Genomic DNA, 15,266 nt, shown 5'->3' on the forward strand with positions numbered 1-15,266 from the left:
TGTCGATCGTGCGGTCGGTGGTGCGGGCGCATGACGGCACGATCACGGCGCAGCCCCGTGAGGGCGGTGGCCTGGTGATGAGGGTCGTCCTGCCGTGGTGAGGCCGGCGGTCCGCCGGGGGCGGTGCGTACGGCCCATGGGGCAGCCGGTCCGGGCGGCGGCCCCCGGTGCCCCGGTCCGGTACCGCGTCCGTGGTACGGGCGGGCGCACCCTACTCCCGGGGGAGGCCACCGGGTTCCGCCCGGGGTACCGGCCGCCCGCGAGGACCCGTCCCTAGGATTCACCGCATGGAACTCCGAGGTATCCGGCTGCGCGGCCGGCGCCGGTACGCCGCCGCGGGTGCGCTGGCCGTCCTCATAGGAGGCGGCACCTGGGCGGCCGCCTCCTCGGACGCCGCGCCCGCCGTCCACCGCACCGACCGGCTCATGACGATGCCGGCGAAACCCGACGGCAAGGAGAAGGTGCGGATCGACACCTCCTTCTTCACCGCGGGGGACGGCTCCGGCGGGCGGCGGCCCGCGGTGCTGCTCGCCCACGGCTTCGGCGCCGACAAGACCAACCTCCGCCCGCAGGCCGAGCGGCTGGCCCGGGACGGCTACGCCGTACTGACCTGGTCGGCGCGCGGCTTCGGGAAGTCCACCGGCAAGATCGGGCTGAACGGCCCGGACGGCGAGGTCGCCGATGTCCGCCGGCTGATCGACTGGCTGGCCGAGCGCCCCGAGGTGCAGCTCGACAAGGACGGCGACCCCCGGGTAGGGGTGGCCGGCGGCTCCTACGGCGGTGCGATCTCGCTGCTGGCGGCCGGCCACGACCGGCGCGTCGACGCCATCGCCCCGCAGATCACCTACTGGAACCTCGCCGACGCCCTCTTCCCGCACGGGGTGTTCAAGAAGCTCTGGGCCGGGATCTTCTTCACCACCGGCTCGGCGGGCGCCCCCACCGGCTCCGCGGGCGCCGCGCCCACCACGTCCGGGGGCTGCGGGCGCTTCGAGCCCGCGCTGTGCCGGATGTACGAGCGGGTCGCGGTCCAGGGCCGGCCGGACGCCGCGGCCCGCGCCCTCCTGGCGGGCCGCAGCCCGTCCGCCGTCGGGGACCGCATCAAGGTGCCGACCCTGATCATGCAGGGCCGGACCGACTCGCTGTTCCCCCTCGACCAGTCCGACGCCCTGTACCGGCAGCTCCGCAAGAACGGGGCGCCGGTCGACGTCGACTGGATCTCCGGCGGGCACGACGGCGGGGACCGGGAGGCCACCCGCCTGGAGGGCCGGACGAAGGCCTGGTTCGACCGCTATCTGAAGGGCGACGAGCGCGCCGGGACCGGGCCGTCCTTCCGCATCAGCCGCACCGGGGGAGTGGACTCCACCAACGGCGCGGTGCGGCTGCGCGGTGCGAGCGCGGACCGCTATCCCGGACTGGACCACGACCCGCGGCGCATCCCGCTGGCCGGCCCCACCCAGACCTTCCGCAACCCGCCCGGCGCCGGGCCGCCGGCGATCTCCGCGGTGCCCGGGGTCGGCGCGCTCGGCAATCTCTCCTCGGTCGGCGCCGGCGGGCTGTCCCTGGACTTCCCCGGCCAGTTCGCCCGCTTCGAGTCGGCGCCGCTGCGCACCCCCGTCCACCTCACCGGCAGCCCCACCGCCACCGTCCGCGTACGGTCCGGCAGCCCGGACGCGGTGTTCTTCGCCAAGGTCTACGACGTCGCCCCGGACGGCCGCCGCCAGGTGCTGCCGTCCCAGCTCGTCGCCCCGTACCGGATCGAGGACGCGCACGGCGGCCGGACCGTGCGGCTGCGGATGCCCGCCGTCGACCACGAGTTCGCGGCCGGCCACCGGCTGCGGCTGGTGCTCTCCGCCACCGACCTCGGCTACGCCTCATCGGCCGAACCCACCGCCTACACCGTCTCCCTGCCGGATGGCGCCCTCGACGTGCCCACCGCGCCCCGGGTGCGCGGCGCCGCCGCCCCGCTGCCCGCCTGGACCTGGGCGCTGCCCGCCGCGGCCGCGGCGGTCGCCGGGCTGCTGCTGCTCACCGCCCGCCGCCGGACCGCGGCGCCCCCGCCCGACCCGGCGCTCGCCGGAGTGCCGCTGCAGATCGACGCGCTGAGCAAGCGGTACGCCACGTCCACCGACAGGTATGCCGTACGGGACCTGTCCTTCCGCGTGGAGAAGGGGCAGGTGCTGGGCCTGCTGGGGCCCAACGGCGCCGGCAAGACCACCACGCTGCGGATGCTGATGGGGCTGATCACGCCGGACGAGGGCGAGATCAGGGTCTTCGGGCACGCCGTCCGGCCGGGCGCCCCGGTGCTGTCGCGGGTCGGCGCGTTCGTGGAGGGCCCCGGCTTCCTGCCGCATCTGTCCGGCCGCGCCAACCTCGACCTGTACTGGCAGGCCACCGGCCGGCCCGCCACCGACGCGCACCTCGACGAGGCACTGGAGATCGCCGGTCTGGGCGACGCCCTGCAACGCGCCGTGCGCACCTACTCCCAGGGCATGCGCCAGCGCCTCGCCCTGGCCCAGGCCATGCTCGGGCTGCCGGACCTGCTGATCCTCGACGAGCCGACGAACGGCCTCGACCCGCCGCAGATCCGGGAGATGCGGGACGTGATGATCCGCTACGCCGCCGCCGGACGCACCGTCATCGTCTCCAGCCATCTGCTGTCCGAGGTCGAGCAGAGCTGTACCCATCTGGTCGTCATGGACCGCGGCCGGCTGGTGCGGGCCGGCCCGGTCGCCGAGATCGTGGGCTCCGGCGACACCCTGCTGGTCGGGGTCGCGGGGGAACTCGGCGACGCGGTGCCGGAGAAGGTGGCCGCGCTGGCGGGTGTCGTCTCCGCCGTACGCGCGGAAGGCGGTCTGCTGGTACGGCTCGACGGTCTCGGCACGCCCCAACTGCTCGCCGCACTCCTCCGGCTGGAGGTCCCGGTGGACCGTGTCGGCCCGCACCGACGCCTGGAGGACGCCTTCCTCACCCTGATCGGAGGGGACCGATGACCGCGACCACCACGGCGCGGGCGCCGGGTTACCGCCCGCGCCGCACCCTCCCGCTGCGCGTCGAGGCCCGCCGCCAGCTGCGCCGCCGCCGCACCCTGGTGATCGCCGCGGTGCTGACGCTGCTGCCGTTCGTGCTGGTGGCGGCGTTCGCGATCGGCGGCGACCCGGCGGGCCGCGGCAACGGCCGGATCACGCTGATGGACACCGCCACCGCGTCCGGCGGCAACTTCGCCGCCACCACGCTGTTCGTCTCCGCCGGCTTTCTGCTGGTGGTGCCGGTGGCGCTGTTCTGCGGTGACACGGTGGCGTCGGAGGCGAGCTGGTCGTCGCTGCGCTATCTGCTCGCCGCGCCGGTCCCGCGGGCCCGGCTGCTGCTGAGCAAGCTCACCGTCGGGCTGCTGTTCAGCGCCGCCGCGATGCTGCTGCTGCCGCTGGTCGCGCTGGCGGTGGGCGGCGCCGCGTACGGCTGGGGCCCGCTGCAGCTGCCCGCCGGCGGTGCGCTGTCCGCGGGCGAGGCGGTGCCGCGGCTGGCCGTCGTGGTCGGCTACCTCTTCGTCAGCCAACTGGTGACCGCGGCGCTGGCGTTCTGGCTGTCGACGGTGACCGACGCGCCGCTGGGCGCGGTCGGCGGCGCCGTCGGGCTGACCATCGTCGGCAACGTCCTCGACCAGGTGACGGCTCTCGGCGCCTGGCGCAACGTCCTGCCCGCGCACTGGCAGTACTCCTGGGCGGACGCCCTGCAGCCCCGGATGGAGTGGTCCGGGATGATCCAGGGCTCGGCGGTCTCGGTGGCGTACGCCCTGGTGCTGGGCGCGCTGGCGTTCCGGGGGTTCGCGCGCAAGGACGTGGTGTCGTGACGGCGGGTGGCCGTGACCGGGGGCGTGAGAGCGGGGTGACCGGAGGGCGTGACGGCGGGTGATCGGCGGGCGGCGGCACCGGCCCGGGGCCGGCCGTCAGGTGGCCGGCCCCTGCATGTGCGCGCTGACCCAGCGCATCGTGCCCTCGCCCAGGCCCCGGACGTACGTCGCCGCGCTGTGCGTGCCGCCGGGCACGACCTGCAGCCGGGTGTGCACCGGGCCGTGCCCGTATTGCGCGCGGAACTTCCGTACCTTCGGCAGCACCGTGTGTTCCCGGGAGCCGTCCTGGAAGGCGAGGTAGACATCCGGTCCGCCGCGTGCCGTCAGCCGGCGGGCCAGCACCTCCGGGTTGTTCTCCCGCTCCGCCCCGGCGTGGCCGTTCCACAGGGGCGAGTCGGGCACGATGTCCGGGCCGTTGGGTATCGCCACCTTGAACGTGCCGGGGTGCTGGAGCACGTTCTTCAGCGCCGCGAACCCGCCCGACGAGGAGCCCATGATCGCCCAGGCGTCACGGGTCTTCAGGGTGCGGAAGTTCTGCCGTACGAGGTCGGGCACGTCCTCGCTGAGCCAGGTGCCGATCTTCGGCCGGCCCGGTATGTCGCTGCCGTCGTAGTAGTGCTCGGCGTCGGGGTTGAGCACCGGCATGACGACGATGAACGGCAGGCTGCTGCCGTTCTTCGACCACCGGGCGAGGTTCTCCTGCAGTCCGAGGCCGGCGCCGATCCAGTAGTTGACGGGGTAGCCGTACGAGCCGGGCAGCGCCTCCATCACCGGGAAGCCCTTGTGCGCGTTCCGCTTCTCGTAGTACTCCGGCGGCGCCCAGACCCAGACCTTGCCGGTGAAGCCCGACTTCGGGCCGTGCAGGGTGGTCACGCCGATCGGGGTGTTCTCGCCGGCCCCGCCGACCCGGCGCTCCTCGTCGAAGCTGATCGGCCGCGTGGGGTACTGCACCAGCGACCGCGTCCCCGGGGCGTGGGGCTGCATCGCGGCGTCGGCCCGGGTGCTGCCGAAGCGGACGGGGGAGGCCTGGGAGGCGCCGGTGCCGCAGCCGGCCGTGGCGGCGAGGACGGTCAGGGTGAGCAGCGCGATCACCGGGCGGAACAGGGCTCTGTGCACGGGACTTTCTCCTTGCCGGACAGCCGGGACCGCTCCCGGCTGAGGAGCAAGAGGGCGGGACGGCGGCTTCCGGTTTCCCCGCGGAGGTGTCGCCTTCCTCGCACCGGCCGTCCGGAATCCCGGCACCCCCTTGGTGACCTGCGAGGATTCGTGCGCGGCCGGAAGGCGGCTTTACCCGGATTTTCCCGGTACGTGAGGCGGGAGGCGGGCCGGGGGAGCGCGCTCCGGCGCTTCCGGAACCGCCGCCTCCGGCCCCGTATCCTCCTGCTATGACCTGGTCGCGTGCGCTCAAGGAGGCCGCCCGCTCGGGGCTGACCATCGAGCGGACCAAGCTCACCCCACTGATCGCCATCCGCGGCTCGGTCGGCGTCGCCATCGTCATCGGGCTGTGCCTGTGGCTGGGCGATCCGGCACTGGCGGTCTCCTCCGCCTTCGGCGCGTTCTCGTCCGGCATCGTCACCTTCCAGCGCAGCATGCGGCCGCGCCCGGTGCTCGCCCTCGCCGTCGCGGGTGCGCTGGCGGTCTCGACCTTCCTCGGCTATCTGGCCGCCGCCCATGTCGTCGCCTTCGTCCTGCTGCTGGCCGGCTGGACCTTCCTGGCGGGCATGGCCTGGGCGATCGGCCCGGTCTCCGGGCTGGCCGGCACCCAGACCGTGGCGATCATGCTGGTCACCGTCACCCTGCCGACCTCGGTCCTCGGCGCGCTGGAACACGCCGCGCTGATCTTCTTCGGCGGCCTGGTCCAGGCGACCCTGATCGTGGTCTTCCCGGTCCGCCCCTGGGGCGTCCAGCGCGACGCGCTCGCCGACGCGCTGGCCGACGAGGCGGACTACGCCCGGCGGCTGCGGCACGACCCGGTCGCCCCCTTCGACCCGGCGCCCCTGATGGACGCCCGGCTCGCCTCCGCCGTGACCCCGCGTCAGGCCCGGCGCCGCCCCGTGCAGCTGCACGGCCCGCGCGGCCTCGCCGAACGCGTCCGCCCGGTCCTCGCCTCCCTCGCCGACCCGGTCGTCGGCGCCCCGCTGGAGGGCCCCGAACGCGACCGGGCCCGCGACCTGCTGGGCGCCGCGGCCACCGTCCTGGACGCCGTCGCGCACGCCGTACGGCACGCCCGGCCGGTCCGGCTGCCCCCGGAGGCGATGGCCACCCTCGAAGTCCCCGCGACCGGCCCGATGCTCCACGGGGCCGCCCGCCGCTCCGCCTACCGCCTGATCTCGCTGCTCGCCGACGCCGTCGAACTCACCGATGAACCCGTCGAGGCGACCCGCCCCACCACCGAGGCCGAACGCGGCCATCTGCTGCGCCCCAGCGTCCCCAGGCTGGTGCCGGCCGCGCTGCGTGCCCTGCACCGCGAGGCGCGCTGGTCCTCGCACATCTTCCGGCACGCCCTGAGGGTCGCCGCGGTCGCCGCGGCCGGCTATCTGCTGGGCACCGCGCTCCCGTTCGGCCACGGCTACTGGGCGCCGCTCGCCTCCGTCATGGTGATGCGCCCCGACTTCGCCCAGACCTACTCCCGCGGTATCGCCCGTTTCATCGGCACCCTCGTCGGCGTCGGCATCGCGGGGGCGCTGATGGCCGTGGCGCACCCGGGCACGTACGTCAGCGCCGCACTGGCCGTGGTCTGTGTCGCGCTGATGTATCTGCTGATGCGCACCGGTTTCTCGGTGACCTCGGCGTGTGTGGCCGCCTATGTGGTCTTCCTGCTCGGCATCGCGGGCGCCGGCTGGGAACAGACCGTCCAGGAACGCGTCGTGCTCACCCTCCTCGGCGGGCTGCTGGCGATGCTGTCGTACGCGCTGTTCCCCGCCTGGGAGACCCCGAAGCTCCGCGACCGCCTCGCCGAGTGGCTGGCCGCCAACGGGCAGTACGCGCTGGCCGTGTTCGACCTCTACGCCACGCCCGCGGAGCGCCGCCCCCGGCAGGTCCGCGACGCCCTGCTGGACTCCCGGGCCGCCCGCGCCGCCTGGGAGGAGAGCGAGGCCCGCGCCGAGAAGGAGCCCGTACGCCACCGCGGTCTCTCGCCCGCCTCGGCGAAGGCGGCCGGCGCCGCGCTCGCCACCATGGGCCGGGTCACCATGATCCTGGAGGTCCACCTCCCCGAACGGGACGCCGCCTCCTCACCGGGAGCCACCGCGTTCGCCTTCGAACTGCGCGCCTCCCTGGACGAGGCCACCGAGGCGGTACGGGCCCGGGGCGAACTGAACTGGAGCGCGCTGCGGGCCGTATGGGAGAGATGGGACGCGGAGGACGAGAATCGCGGTGTCGCCCTGCGCGTCGCGGATCTGCTCCTCGACGCCCTCGACGACCTGGCCGGGGCGCTGGCCGGGGCGGCGGACACGGACGGCCGGGAGGTGCCCGGCGCGGAGGAGGGCGGCCGGTGACGGAGAGGGGAGGCCCAAGGGGAACCATTCGAAGCCCCCAGTAGTCTTAAGAATTGCCCCGCAATGAACACCATTGGTAGCCCATGGGGTTGTCTGCAGCGCAATGCCCCAGGAATCCACCCGTCGCGAGAGAGCACACGAACTCCCCATGGCGTCCAGCACATCGTCCGGTACGTATGACATAGGCATCGACCTCGGCACCGCCAACACCCTGGTGTACTCCCGCGGCAAGGGCGTGGTGCTGAACGAGCCGTCCGTCGTCGCGGTCAACGCCGCCGGTGAGGTGATCGCCGTGGGCCTGGACGCCAAGCGGACCATCGGCCGCACCCCGTCCGGGATCACCGCGATGCGTCCGCTGCGCGAGGGCGTCATCGCCGACTTCGACGCCGCCGAGCGGATGCTCCGGGCCCTGATGAAGAAGGCCCTGCCCAGCCGCCGGTTGTCCCGTCCGCGGGTGGTCATCTGCGTCCCCTCCGGCATCACCGGTGTCGAACGGCGCGCGGTCATCGACTCCGCCCGGGGCGCAGGCGCCCGCGAAGTGCACCTCATCGAGGAGCCGATGGCCGCCGCGATCGGCGCCGGCCTCCCGGTGGACGAGCCGGTCGGCTGCATGGTCGTGGACATCGGGGGCGGCACCACCGAGGTCGCCGTGGTCTCCATGGGCGGCCTGGTCACCGCCCAGTCCGTACGGGTCGCCGGGGACGCCATGGACGCCGCCGTCAGCGCCTACATCAAGAAGAAGCACTCCCTGGACATCGGCGAGCGCACCGCCGAGGACATCAAGATCGCGATCGGCTCGGCGATCTGGACGCCGGTCGACGTCGACGAGGACGGCGAACCGGAACGCCCGTCCTCCTGCACGGTCCGCGGCCGCGACCACGTCAACGGCCTGCCCCGGGTCCAGGAGATCACCGAGGAGGAGATCCGCGAGGCGCTGGCCGAGCCGGTCGACGCGATCGTCCGCGCGGTCCACCGCACCCTCGACGACTGCCCCCCGGAGCTCTCCGGCGACATCGTCGAGCACGGCATCGCCCTCACCGGCGGCGGCGCGCTGCTCCGCGGCCTGGACCGTCGGCTGCGCCAGGAGATGGGCGTCCCGGTGCGGGTCGCCGACCAGCCCCTGGACTGCGTGGTCAACGGCACCGCCAAATGCGTCGACGAATTCGCCTCCCTGCACGGCCTGTTGACGGGGGCCAAGGAACAGCCGAGGAGGGCGGTCCGGCTGTAGAGGAGAGGGCGGCCCGGCTCCTGGGGAGCAACCCGGCCTCCACAACGGGCGTTTGCCGTTCCGGCAAGAATCCTCGCGCCCGACGGTCCGCCCGCGCCATGATCGTGACGGAACGGGCAACGGAAAGACGGCATCTGACGCGCCGTCGGCCCCTTGCCCGCCCCCGCCACCGCCGTCATGAGCGCGGCCGTACCCACCCCAGGAGGAAGCATGCCGCAGCCCGCCGCCCCGACGCCCCCGCCGGCCACGCCCCCGGGAGACCGGGCACCGGCACCGGACCGGCCCGCCGCCGCGCTGCCGCTCCCGGCCCCGGTCCACCGCACGGTGGAGGTCCCCGGCGGCCGCATCCACCTCGTCGAGCAGGGCACCGGACCGCTCGTCCTGATGGTCCACGGATTCCCCGAGTCGTGGTACTCGTGGCGCCACCAGCTCCCGGCGCTGGCCGCCGCGGGCTACCGGGCGGTCGCCATCGACGTACGGGGCTACGGGCGTTCCTCGAAACCCCTCGACGTGGCGGCCTACCGGATGCTGGCCCATGCCGCCGACAACGTCGCGGTGGTGCACGCCCTCGGCGAGGAGACCGCTATCATCGCGGGCCACGACTGGGGCTCACCCATCGCCGCCAACTCGGCGCTGCTGCGGCCCGATGTCTTCACCGCCGTGGCCCTGCTGAGCGTGCCGTACGCCCCGCGCGGCGCGACCCGCCCCACCGAGGCCTTCGCGCGGCTCGGCGGCGCCGGGGAGTTCTACATCAGCTACTTCCAGGAGCCGGGCCGGGCGGAGGCGGAGATCGAACCCGATGTCCGCAGTTGGCTCGCCGGTTTCTACACCGGCCTCTCGGGCGACGCCGAGCCCACCTCCGACCCCGGTGGCAGCGCCCTGTTCTCGGTGCCGCCGGGCGGCAAACTCTCCGACCGCTTCCCCGCCGGCCCGTTCCGCCCGCTGCCCTGGCTCACCGAGGCCGATCTCGACTTCTACACGGCCGAGTTCGAGCGCACCGGCCTGACCGGCGGACTCAACCGCTACCGCAACGTCGACCGGGACTGGGAGGACCTCGCCGCCTGGGCCGGCGCCCCGCTCACCCAGCCCTCCCTCTTCATCGGCGGCGAACGCGACGCCCCCACCCAGTGGATGGCCGACGCCATCAAGGCCTTCCCCCGCACCCTCCCCGGCCTGACCGCCTCCCACATCCTCCCCGGCTGCGGCCACTGGCTCCAGCAGGAACGCCCCGACGAGGTCAACGGCCTCCTCCTCGACTGGCTGCGCGGGCTGCCGGGGGAGGCGGTGCGGGCGGTGGGCTAGGTGTCGTCCGGCCCGCGGCTCATATAGGCCGCCAGGCCGTCCAGAATCCGTTCCAGGCCGAACTCACCGGCCCGGTCGCGGGAGGCGTGGTCGGCATCGGTGGCCGCAACGGCCGCGGCGACCGCGGGAAAGCGGTCGGCGCGGCCGGCCAGCAGTTCGTTCAGCGCCGCGCTCATGACCTGCTCGGGCTCCCTGGCACGGGCGCTGCCCAGCCCCATCGAGGACGAGACCTGGGCGATGGCCCGGATGTGGCCGCTCACCACGACCACGGCGTCGAGCTGCTCCGCGCCGGTCAGGCCGGTGTCGGCGAGCGCGGCGAGGGCGCGTTCGGTCCAGCCGAGTTCCTGGGGCCCCATGACCCGGGGGCCGACGGCCGCGCCCAGCAGCCAGGGGTGCCGGTGGTAGACCGCCGCCAGTGCGTGCGCCCAGGCCCGTAGCGCGGTCCGCCACGGTGCGTCGTCGCCCGGGGCGGCGGCGTCCGGTGGCGGTGCGCTCGGAGGTTCCCCCATCGCCCGGTCGATCATCAGCGCGACCAGCTCATTCTTTCCCGGCACATAGCGGTACAGGGACATCTTGGTGAAGTCCAGCTCGGCCGCGATCCGTTGCATGGAGACCGCCCCGAGCCCGCCGGCGTCGGCGAGGTCGATGGCCGTGGACGTGATCCGCTCCAGGCTCAGGGCCGGCTTGGGGCCCCGGCTGGGCCGCTCGCGCCCGCCCCATAGCAACTCGACGCTGCCCGCCTGATCCCCGAACACACTGCGCTTTCCGTCGTCTCCCGCCATCCCCGCATCCTAAAACTGTGTCCGGGGTACACAGAACAGTGTCCTTCGGATACAGTTTCTTGTGTCAGTACGACCGATCGGCGTGGGGAGCGTGCGATGACGTACGGAACGGCAATGGGGGACCCGGGCGCGGAGCGGCCCGGAGGTGTGCGGGGGAGGCGAACGGCGCCGTCGCGGCCGACAGTTCTGATCTCCGGCGCCAGCGTGGCCGGGCCGGCCCTGGCCTACTGGCTGGGCCGCTACGGCTATCGGACGACCGTGATCGAGGTGGCGCCCGCCCTGCGCGGCGGCGGCTTCGCGGTCGACTTCCGCGGTGCGGCACATCTGACGGTCCTGGAGCGCATGGGCGTCCTCGACACCATCGGACGGCACCGCACCGGCCCCGGCGCCCCCATGAGCTTCATCGACCACCAGGGCCGGGAACTCGCCACCCTGCCGCCCGAGTTCGCCGCGGGTGAGGTCGAGATACTCCGCTCGGAGCTGTCCCGCCTCCTGCATGCGCACAGCCTGACCCCACCCGGCACCGGCTCCCTTCCCGGTATCACCCCCGAGTACGTCTTCGGCGACTCCCTCACGTCGCTCACCGAGACCGCCGACGGCGTCCACGCCACCTTCGAACGGGGCGCGCCGCGGACCTTCGACCTCGTGATCGGCGCCGACGGTCTGCACTCCACCGTGCGTCGGCTCGCCTTCGGCCCCGAGGAGCACTTCGTCAGTCACCTCGGCTACTACCTCGCCGCATGGGACCTGCCCGCGGACGCCGGGGACCTCGGTGTCCGCCCGGTCGGCTACGGCGAACCCGGGCGGCTGGCCACGGTCGGCCGGCTGCCGCGCCGCGCCGCGGAGCCGGGCTATACCGGCGAGACCTTCTGCGTCTTCGCCGCCGCGGAGGAGCTCCCCTATGACCGGCGGGACATCCGGTCCCAGAAGGAGGCGATAGCCCGTGCCTACGAAGGAGCCGGCTGGCGTACCCCGGAACTGATCGACACCCTGTGGAGGGCCGATGACCTCTACTTCGACGCCATCAGCCGCGCCGACCTCCCGCATTGGTCCACGGGCCGCATCGCGCTTCTGGGAGATGCCGCGTACGGGGCCACGGTGGGCGGTATGGGCACCGGCTCGGCGATCGTCGGTGCCTATGTCCTCGCCGGTGAACTCGCCCTTGCCGGCGCCGACCACCGCACGGCCTTCGCCCGCTACGAACAGAAGCTGCGCCCCTACGCCACCCGCTGTCAGGAAGGTGGCCGCGGTGCCGGTGAGTTCTTCGCCCCTGCCACCCAGGAGGCCCTCGACGCCCGCAACGCCGCCCTCAACACCCCGGCCGTCGTCACCGCCATGCTGGAGGAGGGCCATGACATCTCCGCGGCGATCACGCTGGAGGACTATCCGTCCCTGGTGGCGGCGGCCGGGGACACCCGCCCCGCCCCTTCCCCCTCGCCAACCCCGTGGTGAACAACGGGCAGTTCGCGCTGGGCCGATCGGGTGCTCCGTCGTCAACGTGATTGCCCGGTGGCAACTCTTCTGGGTTACTGGTGGGGCCTGGTCGGTGGGCCGTCCATCCCCCTCGGGCTTCGGTAGTCGGCCCGCCCACCAGTCCTCTTCGCTGCAGGGCTGTGAAGGACGGCCAGGAGCGCGACGGCCCCCGCACCGCCCAGGTGTGAGCCCGGCCGCCGTGCGCCGTCCGCGCCGTCCTCCTCCGCGGCCGGCTGCTGTCAGTGCCCGGCTCCGGCTCGTGCGCCATGTCCGTCACGGGCGGGCCGAGCAACGAGCTCACACAGCAGGAGGACTTTCATGTCTACACCCACACACCCGGCTCTGCCGGCCTTGCCGCTTGCGATCGGCCCGGTGCTGCTCGGAGTGGTCCCGGCCACGGGACCGACCGCGGGCGGCAACACCGTGCAGCTGGTCGGCCTCGGCCTCGGCGGCGCCACCAGTGTCCTCTTCGGAGGCACCTCGGCGACCATCGTCGGGCAGGACCCGCTGGGCCTGACCGTCACGGTCCTCGCTCCGGCGCACGCCGCGGGCACCGTGCAGGTCACCGTCACCAACGCCGCCGGCACCAGCAACCCCGCCTCGTACACCTACCTGGCGCCGGGTGTTCCGGCGGCCGCGGCGATCACGCCCACCTCGGGTCCGGCCGCGGGCGGTACGCCGTTCGCCATCATCGGTTCGAACCTCACGGGTGCCTCCGTCACCATCGGCGGCAACGCCGCGACGGTTCTGGGCACCGACCCGACCGGATCGGTCCTGTTCGGTGTGGTCCCGGCCGGGCCCCCCGGAGGAGGCAATGTGCCGGTGGTGGTGACCACTTCGGGCGGCACCGTGACCGTCCCGGGCGGTTACACCTACCTGCCGCTGCCTCCGACGGTCACCGGAACGGTCACACCGTCCACGGGGTCCGCGGGAGCCACGTTCACCATCGTCGGAACCAACCTCTTCGGGGCGACGGTGCTCTTCGGGGCCACCCCCGCCACCGGGGTGACGGTGGATATGACCGGCACCTCCCTCAGCGGCACGGTGCCCCCCGGCACCAGCGGGACGACGGTCCAGGTGACCGTCCAGACCCCGGCCGGCAGCGTCAACGCCGGGACGTTCACCTACCTGTGACGGCCCGCACCCTTGGATGACGGTCCGGAGCCCGGTACCTGAGGTCCACCGCTCGCGCCGTCCCCGGCCGGACCGGGCCGGGCGGCCCGGCACCGTCACTCCGCAGGGGGACGCCGGAAAACGGTTCGGCCCCCGCCCGACGTACGGGCGGGGGCCGAACTCACCGGTCGCTCCCCCTGGCTCTCCGCGGAGCGGCGGGGCCCGTCAGGGGGCAGATACCGCCGGGTGTCCTGCGGGGGCCGTCCGGCGGCGCCGCACAGCAGCGGCAGCGGCAGCCCGGCGTCCGCCATCCATGTCAGGCCCGTGTGGCGCAGGTCCTGGCGCCGGAGGTACTCATGACCGAGCTCGTCCACCACGTCGTCCCAGTGCGTCGCGTCCCGCAGCGACGCGGCGGTGAACCGGCTCCGCTGCGGGCCGGTGAACAGCCGGGCCGGCGGGGTGTGCCGGGCCGTCTCCAGCCGCCCGGCCGCCAGCTCCCGGGCGGCGGGCCGCAGCGGCACCACCCGGTGGTGCCGGCCCCGGCACGGGCGGTCGTGCAGGCCCTCCGGCTCGGACACGGTGAAGTGCTGCACCTGCCAGGTCCAGGTGCTCACATCGATGTCCTGGGCCTGCAGCGCGGACACCTCGCTGAAACGGGTGCCGGTCCAGGCGGCGAACCGGACGATGTCGCCCCACCCCTCGTAGCCGTCCGAGGACCGCTGGACGAGGGTGGCCGCCAGCCGCTCCAGGGTGTCCGCGTCCGGCAGGGCCAGCGACCGCGGAGTGGTGCGCTCTGCCTGCGCCCGCTGGTACTCCCGCTGCCAGCCGGCCACCCGCGCCGGATTGGCGTCCAGCACCCCGTCCCGGACGGCCTGCTCCAGGACGCGGACGAGGACGGCGAGGCTGTTCTTCACCGTCGACAGGCCGCACTCGTCGGCGATCCAGCAGTGCAGCGCGCGGTTGACGACCCGGCGGGTGACCTGGTGCACGCGGACGTGGCCGATGCTGGGGACGACCCGCAGCCGCCAGCCGGCCTGGTACGGGGACATGGTCAGGGTTTCCAGGCCGTGCATCGCCGCCGCCCATCTTCGTTCCCCGTAAGCGGCGAGTGACATCGTGCGAGTGTCGCTCCCGGGCGGAATACGGCACTCCGCATTATCGTTCATCATCGAATCACCCTTGTCTGGTGGGAAGTTATTCGGGCGGCGGATCCGCCGGCCCGATTCGCCCCTGAGCGTGAAACCGAAGTCGAGGAATCGTGACCACATCGTGGCGGTGGACCGTGCGCGGAACTGCCGGCGCCGGCGGGGAGCGCATTGCGCCGCACCGCCGCGGCGGAAGGGGAACGACGGCCGGGACGGGACGGCAAAAGGCCGGGCTCTGCCGCACGGACGGCCCGCGCCGGCGGCCTCCCGCGGATCACTCACCGGTACCGGAGAATTGCGGACGCACCTCCAACTCGCTTATGGACAGCGGAAGATACGGCGGCGGCATGGGCTTTGCCGAAGTCGAAGTGACTTCCATTGTCACCATCAGCGGCGGCCGACGGCGGTCGGCTATTGACAGCGCGTCGGTTCCCGCTGTGTTCCACACACAAGAATGACAAGCGGCGAGCTTGCTGCGGCGCCCGGTTCTGCATCGCGATCTGGCCGGAGCTGTGAGCAATCAAACGCTGCATCGGTCATGAGTTGAATAAAGGCATCTCCAAAGGCCATTGCGCAAGTTGGTACGAGATTCCGCTTTTCGCGCTGCTCCGAACGGGTGGCCTTATCGGTTGACTGTTGTAGCCCGCCGAGCCACATGGATAACTAGTCGCATCCAACCGGTGGGCCGCCCATCCTCTCCGGGGAGCGGCACCTGGCCTACCCGTTGGCCCGGCCCAGCGCCTGGTTGCGGTCAGCCGAGATGCCGTATGGGCGTCCCCGGTAGAGGGTTTTGGATCCGTCAGCCGGTGCCGGCACCTCGGCACCGGCTGATCGGCCCCCACATTCGGATCAGGGGGCGTCATGCGAACCATTTCCACT

10 protein-coding genes are annotated in these 15,266 nt (G+C 73.4%); 7 read left to right on the forward strand and 3 right to left on the reverse strand.

Features of this window, described 5'->3' with window-relative positions; translation table 11 throughout:
* Positions 1-287 precede the first annotated feature (287 nt).
* Complete coding sequence (locus ACFW5B_RS25645) at positions 288-2,990, forward strand: alpha/beta fold hydrolase (protein ID WP_386443997.1); 2,703 nt, start codon at positions 288-290, stop codon at positions 2,988-2,990.
* On the forward strand, positions 2,987-3,847 hold the full coding sequence (locus ACFW5B_RS25650) for an ABC transporter permease (RefSeq protein WP_386443999.1): 861 nt from the start codon (positions 2,987-2,989) through the stop codon (positions 3,845-3,847). Before ACFW5B_RS25645 ends, ACFW5B_RS25650 begins: the two co-directional genes overlap by 4 nt.
* A gap of 96 nt (positions 3,848-3,943) precedes the next feature.
* On the opposite strand, the gene ACFW5B_RS25655 is transcribed toward ACFW5B_RS25650, so the two are convergent.
* Entirely contained in the window at positions 3,944-4,963 is a 1,020-nt protein-coding gene (locus ACFW5B_RS25655) for an alpha/beta hydrolase (protein ID WP_386444002.1), read from the reverse strand.
* Positions 4,964-5,232: 269 nt separating this feature from the next.
* Between ACFW5B_RS25655 and ACFW5B_RS25660 the strand changes: the two genes are divergently transcribed.
* The 3 genes from ACFW5B_RS25660 to ACFW5B_RS25670 all read left to right on the forward strand — a co-directional run bounded on the left by ACFW5B_RS25660 (position 5,233) and on the right by ACFW5B_RS25670 (position 9,874).
* Positions 5,233-7,344 carry an FUSC family protein gene (locus ACFW5B_RS25660; protein WP_386444005.1) on the forward strand — a complete coding sequence of 704 codons (2,112 nt, stop codon included), beginning with the start codon at positions 5,233-5,235 and terminating at the stop codon, positions 7,342-7,344.
* A gap of 148 nt (positions 7,345-7,492) precedes the next feature.
* Positions 7,493-8,572 (forward strand): rod shape-determining protein, encoded by a 1,080-nt coding sequence (locus ACFW5B_RS25665; protein ID WP_386444008.1) that lies wholly within the window; start codon positions 7,493-7,495, stop codon positions 8,570-8,572.
* Positions 8,573-8,782: 210 nt separating this feature from the next.
* Positions 8,783-9,874, forward strand: coding sequence for an alpha/beta fold hydrolase (locus ACFW5B_RS25670; RefSeq protein ID WP_386444011.1), 1,092 nt, complete (start codon positions 8,783-8,785; stop codon positions 9,872-9,874).
* On the opposite strand, the gene ACFW5B_RS25675 is transcribed toward ACFW5B_RS25670, so the two are convergent.
* Positions 9,871-10,656, reverse strand: coding sequence for a TetR/AcrR family transcriptional regulator (locus ACFW5B_RS25675; RefSeq protein WP_386444014.1), 786 nt, complete (start codon positions 10,654-10,656; stop codon positions 9,871-9,873). The two genes, ACFW5B_RS25670 and ACFW5B_RS25675, sit on opposite strands and share 4 nt — an antisense overlap.
* Before the next feature lie 96 nt (positions 10,657-10,752).
* On the opposite strand from ACFW5B_RS25675, the gene ACFW5B_RS25680 reads away from it, so the two are divergent.
* Positions 10,753-12,108, forward strand: a complete 1,356-nt coding sequence (locus ACFW5B_RS25680; RefSeq protein WP_386444017.1) for an FAD-dependent monooxygenase — start codon at positions 10,753-10,755, stop codon at positions 12,106-12,108.
* Between the two features lie 339 nt (positions 12,109-12,447).
* Positions 12,448-13,263: an IPT/TIG domain-containing protein gene (locus ACFW5B_RS25685; RefSeq protein ID WP_386444020.1), complete on the forward strand. Its 816-nt coding sequence runs from the start codon at positions 12,448-12,450 to the stop codon at positions 13,261-13,263.
* Between the two features lie 95 nt (positions 13,264-13,358).
* Here ACFW5B_RS25685 and ACFW5B_RS25690 read toward each other — a convergent pair whose 3' ends face one another.
* Positions 13,359-14,357 carry a tyrosine-type recombinase/integrase gene (locus tag ACFW5B_RS25690; protein WP_386444023.1) on the reverse strand — a complete coding sequence of 333 codons (999 nt, stop codon included), beginning with the start codon at positions 14,355-14,357 and terminating at the stop codon, positions 13,359-13,361.
* Positions 14,358-15,266 lie beyond the last annotated feature (909 nt).

It is taken from the genome of Streptomyces sp. NPDC058773 (genome assembly GCF_042746015.1).
GTDB lineage: Bacteria > Actinomycetota > Actinomycetes > Streptomycetales > Streptomycetaceae > Streptomyces.

What these genes read in the sequence shown, in the direction of transcription:
- ACFW5B_RS25645 (WP_386443997.1), top strand. Translation starts at nt 288, where the DNA reads ATGGAACTCCGAGGTATCCGGCTGCGCGGCCGGCGCCGGTACGCCGCC.
- ACFW5B_RS25650 (WP_386443999.1), top strand. Translation starts at nt 2,987, where the DNA reads ATGACCGCGACCACCACGGCGCGGGCGCCGGGTTACCGCCCGCGCCGC.
- ACFW5B_RS25675 (WP_386444014.1), bottom strand. Translation starts at nt 10,656, where the DNA reads ATGGCGGGAGACGACGGAAAGCGCAGTGTGTTCGGGGATCAGGCGGGC.
- ACFW5B_RS25665 (WP_386444008.1), top strand. Translation starts at nt 7,493, where the DNA reads ATGGCGTCCAGCACATCGTCCGGTACGTATGACATAGGCATCGACCTC.
- ACFW5B_RS25690 (WP_386444023.1), bottom strand. Translation starts at nt 14,357, where the DNA reads ATGTCACTCGCCGCTTACGGGGAACGAAGATGGGCGGCGGCGATGCAC.
- ACFW5B_RS25670 (WP_386444011.1), top strand. Translation starts at nt 8,783, where the DNA reads ATGCCGCAGCCCGCCGCCCCGACGCCCCCGCCGGCCACGCCCCCGGGA.
- ACFW5B_RS25660 (WP_386444005.1), top strand. Translation starts at nt 5,233, where the DNA reads ATGACCTGGTCGCGTGCGCTCAAGGAGGCCGCCCGCTCGGGGCTGACC.
- ACFW5B_RS25680 (WP_386444017.1), top strand. Translation starts at nt 10,753, where the DNA reads ATGACGTACGGAACGGCAATGGGGGACCCGGGCGCGGAGCGGCCCGGA.
- ACFW5B_RS25685 (WP_386444020.1), top strand. Translation starts at nt 12,448, where the DNA reads ATGTCTACACCCACACACCCGGCTCTGCCGGCCTTGCCGCTTGCGATC.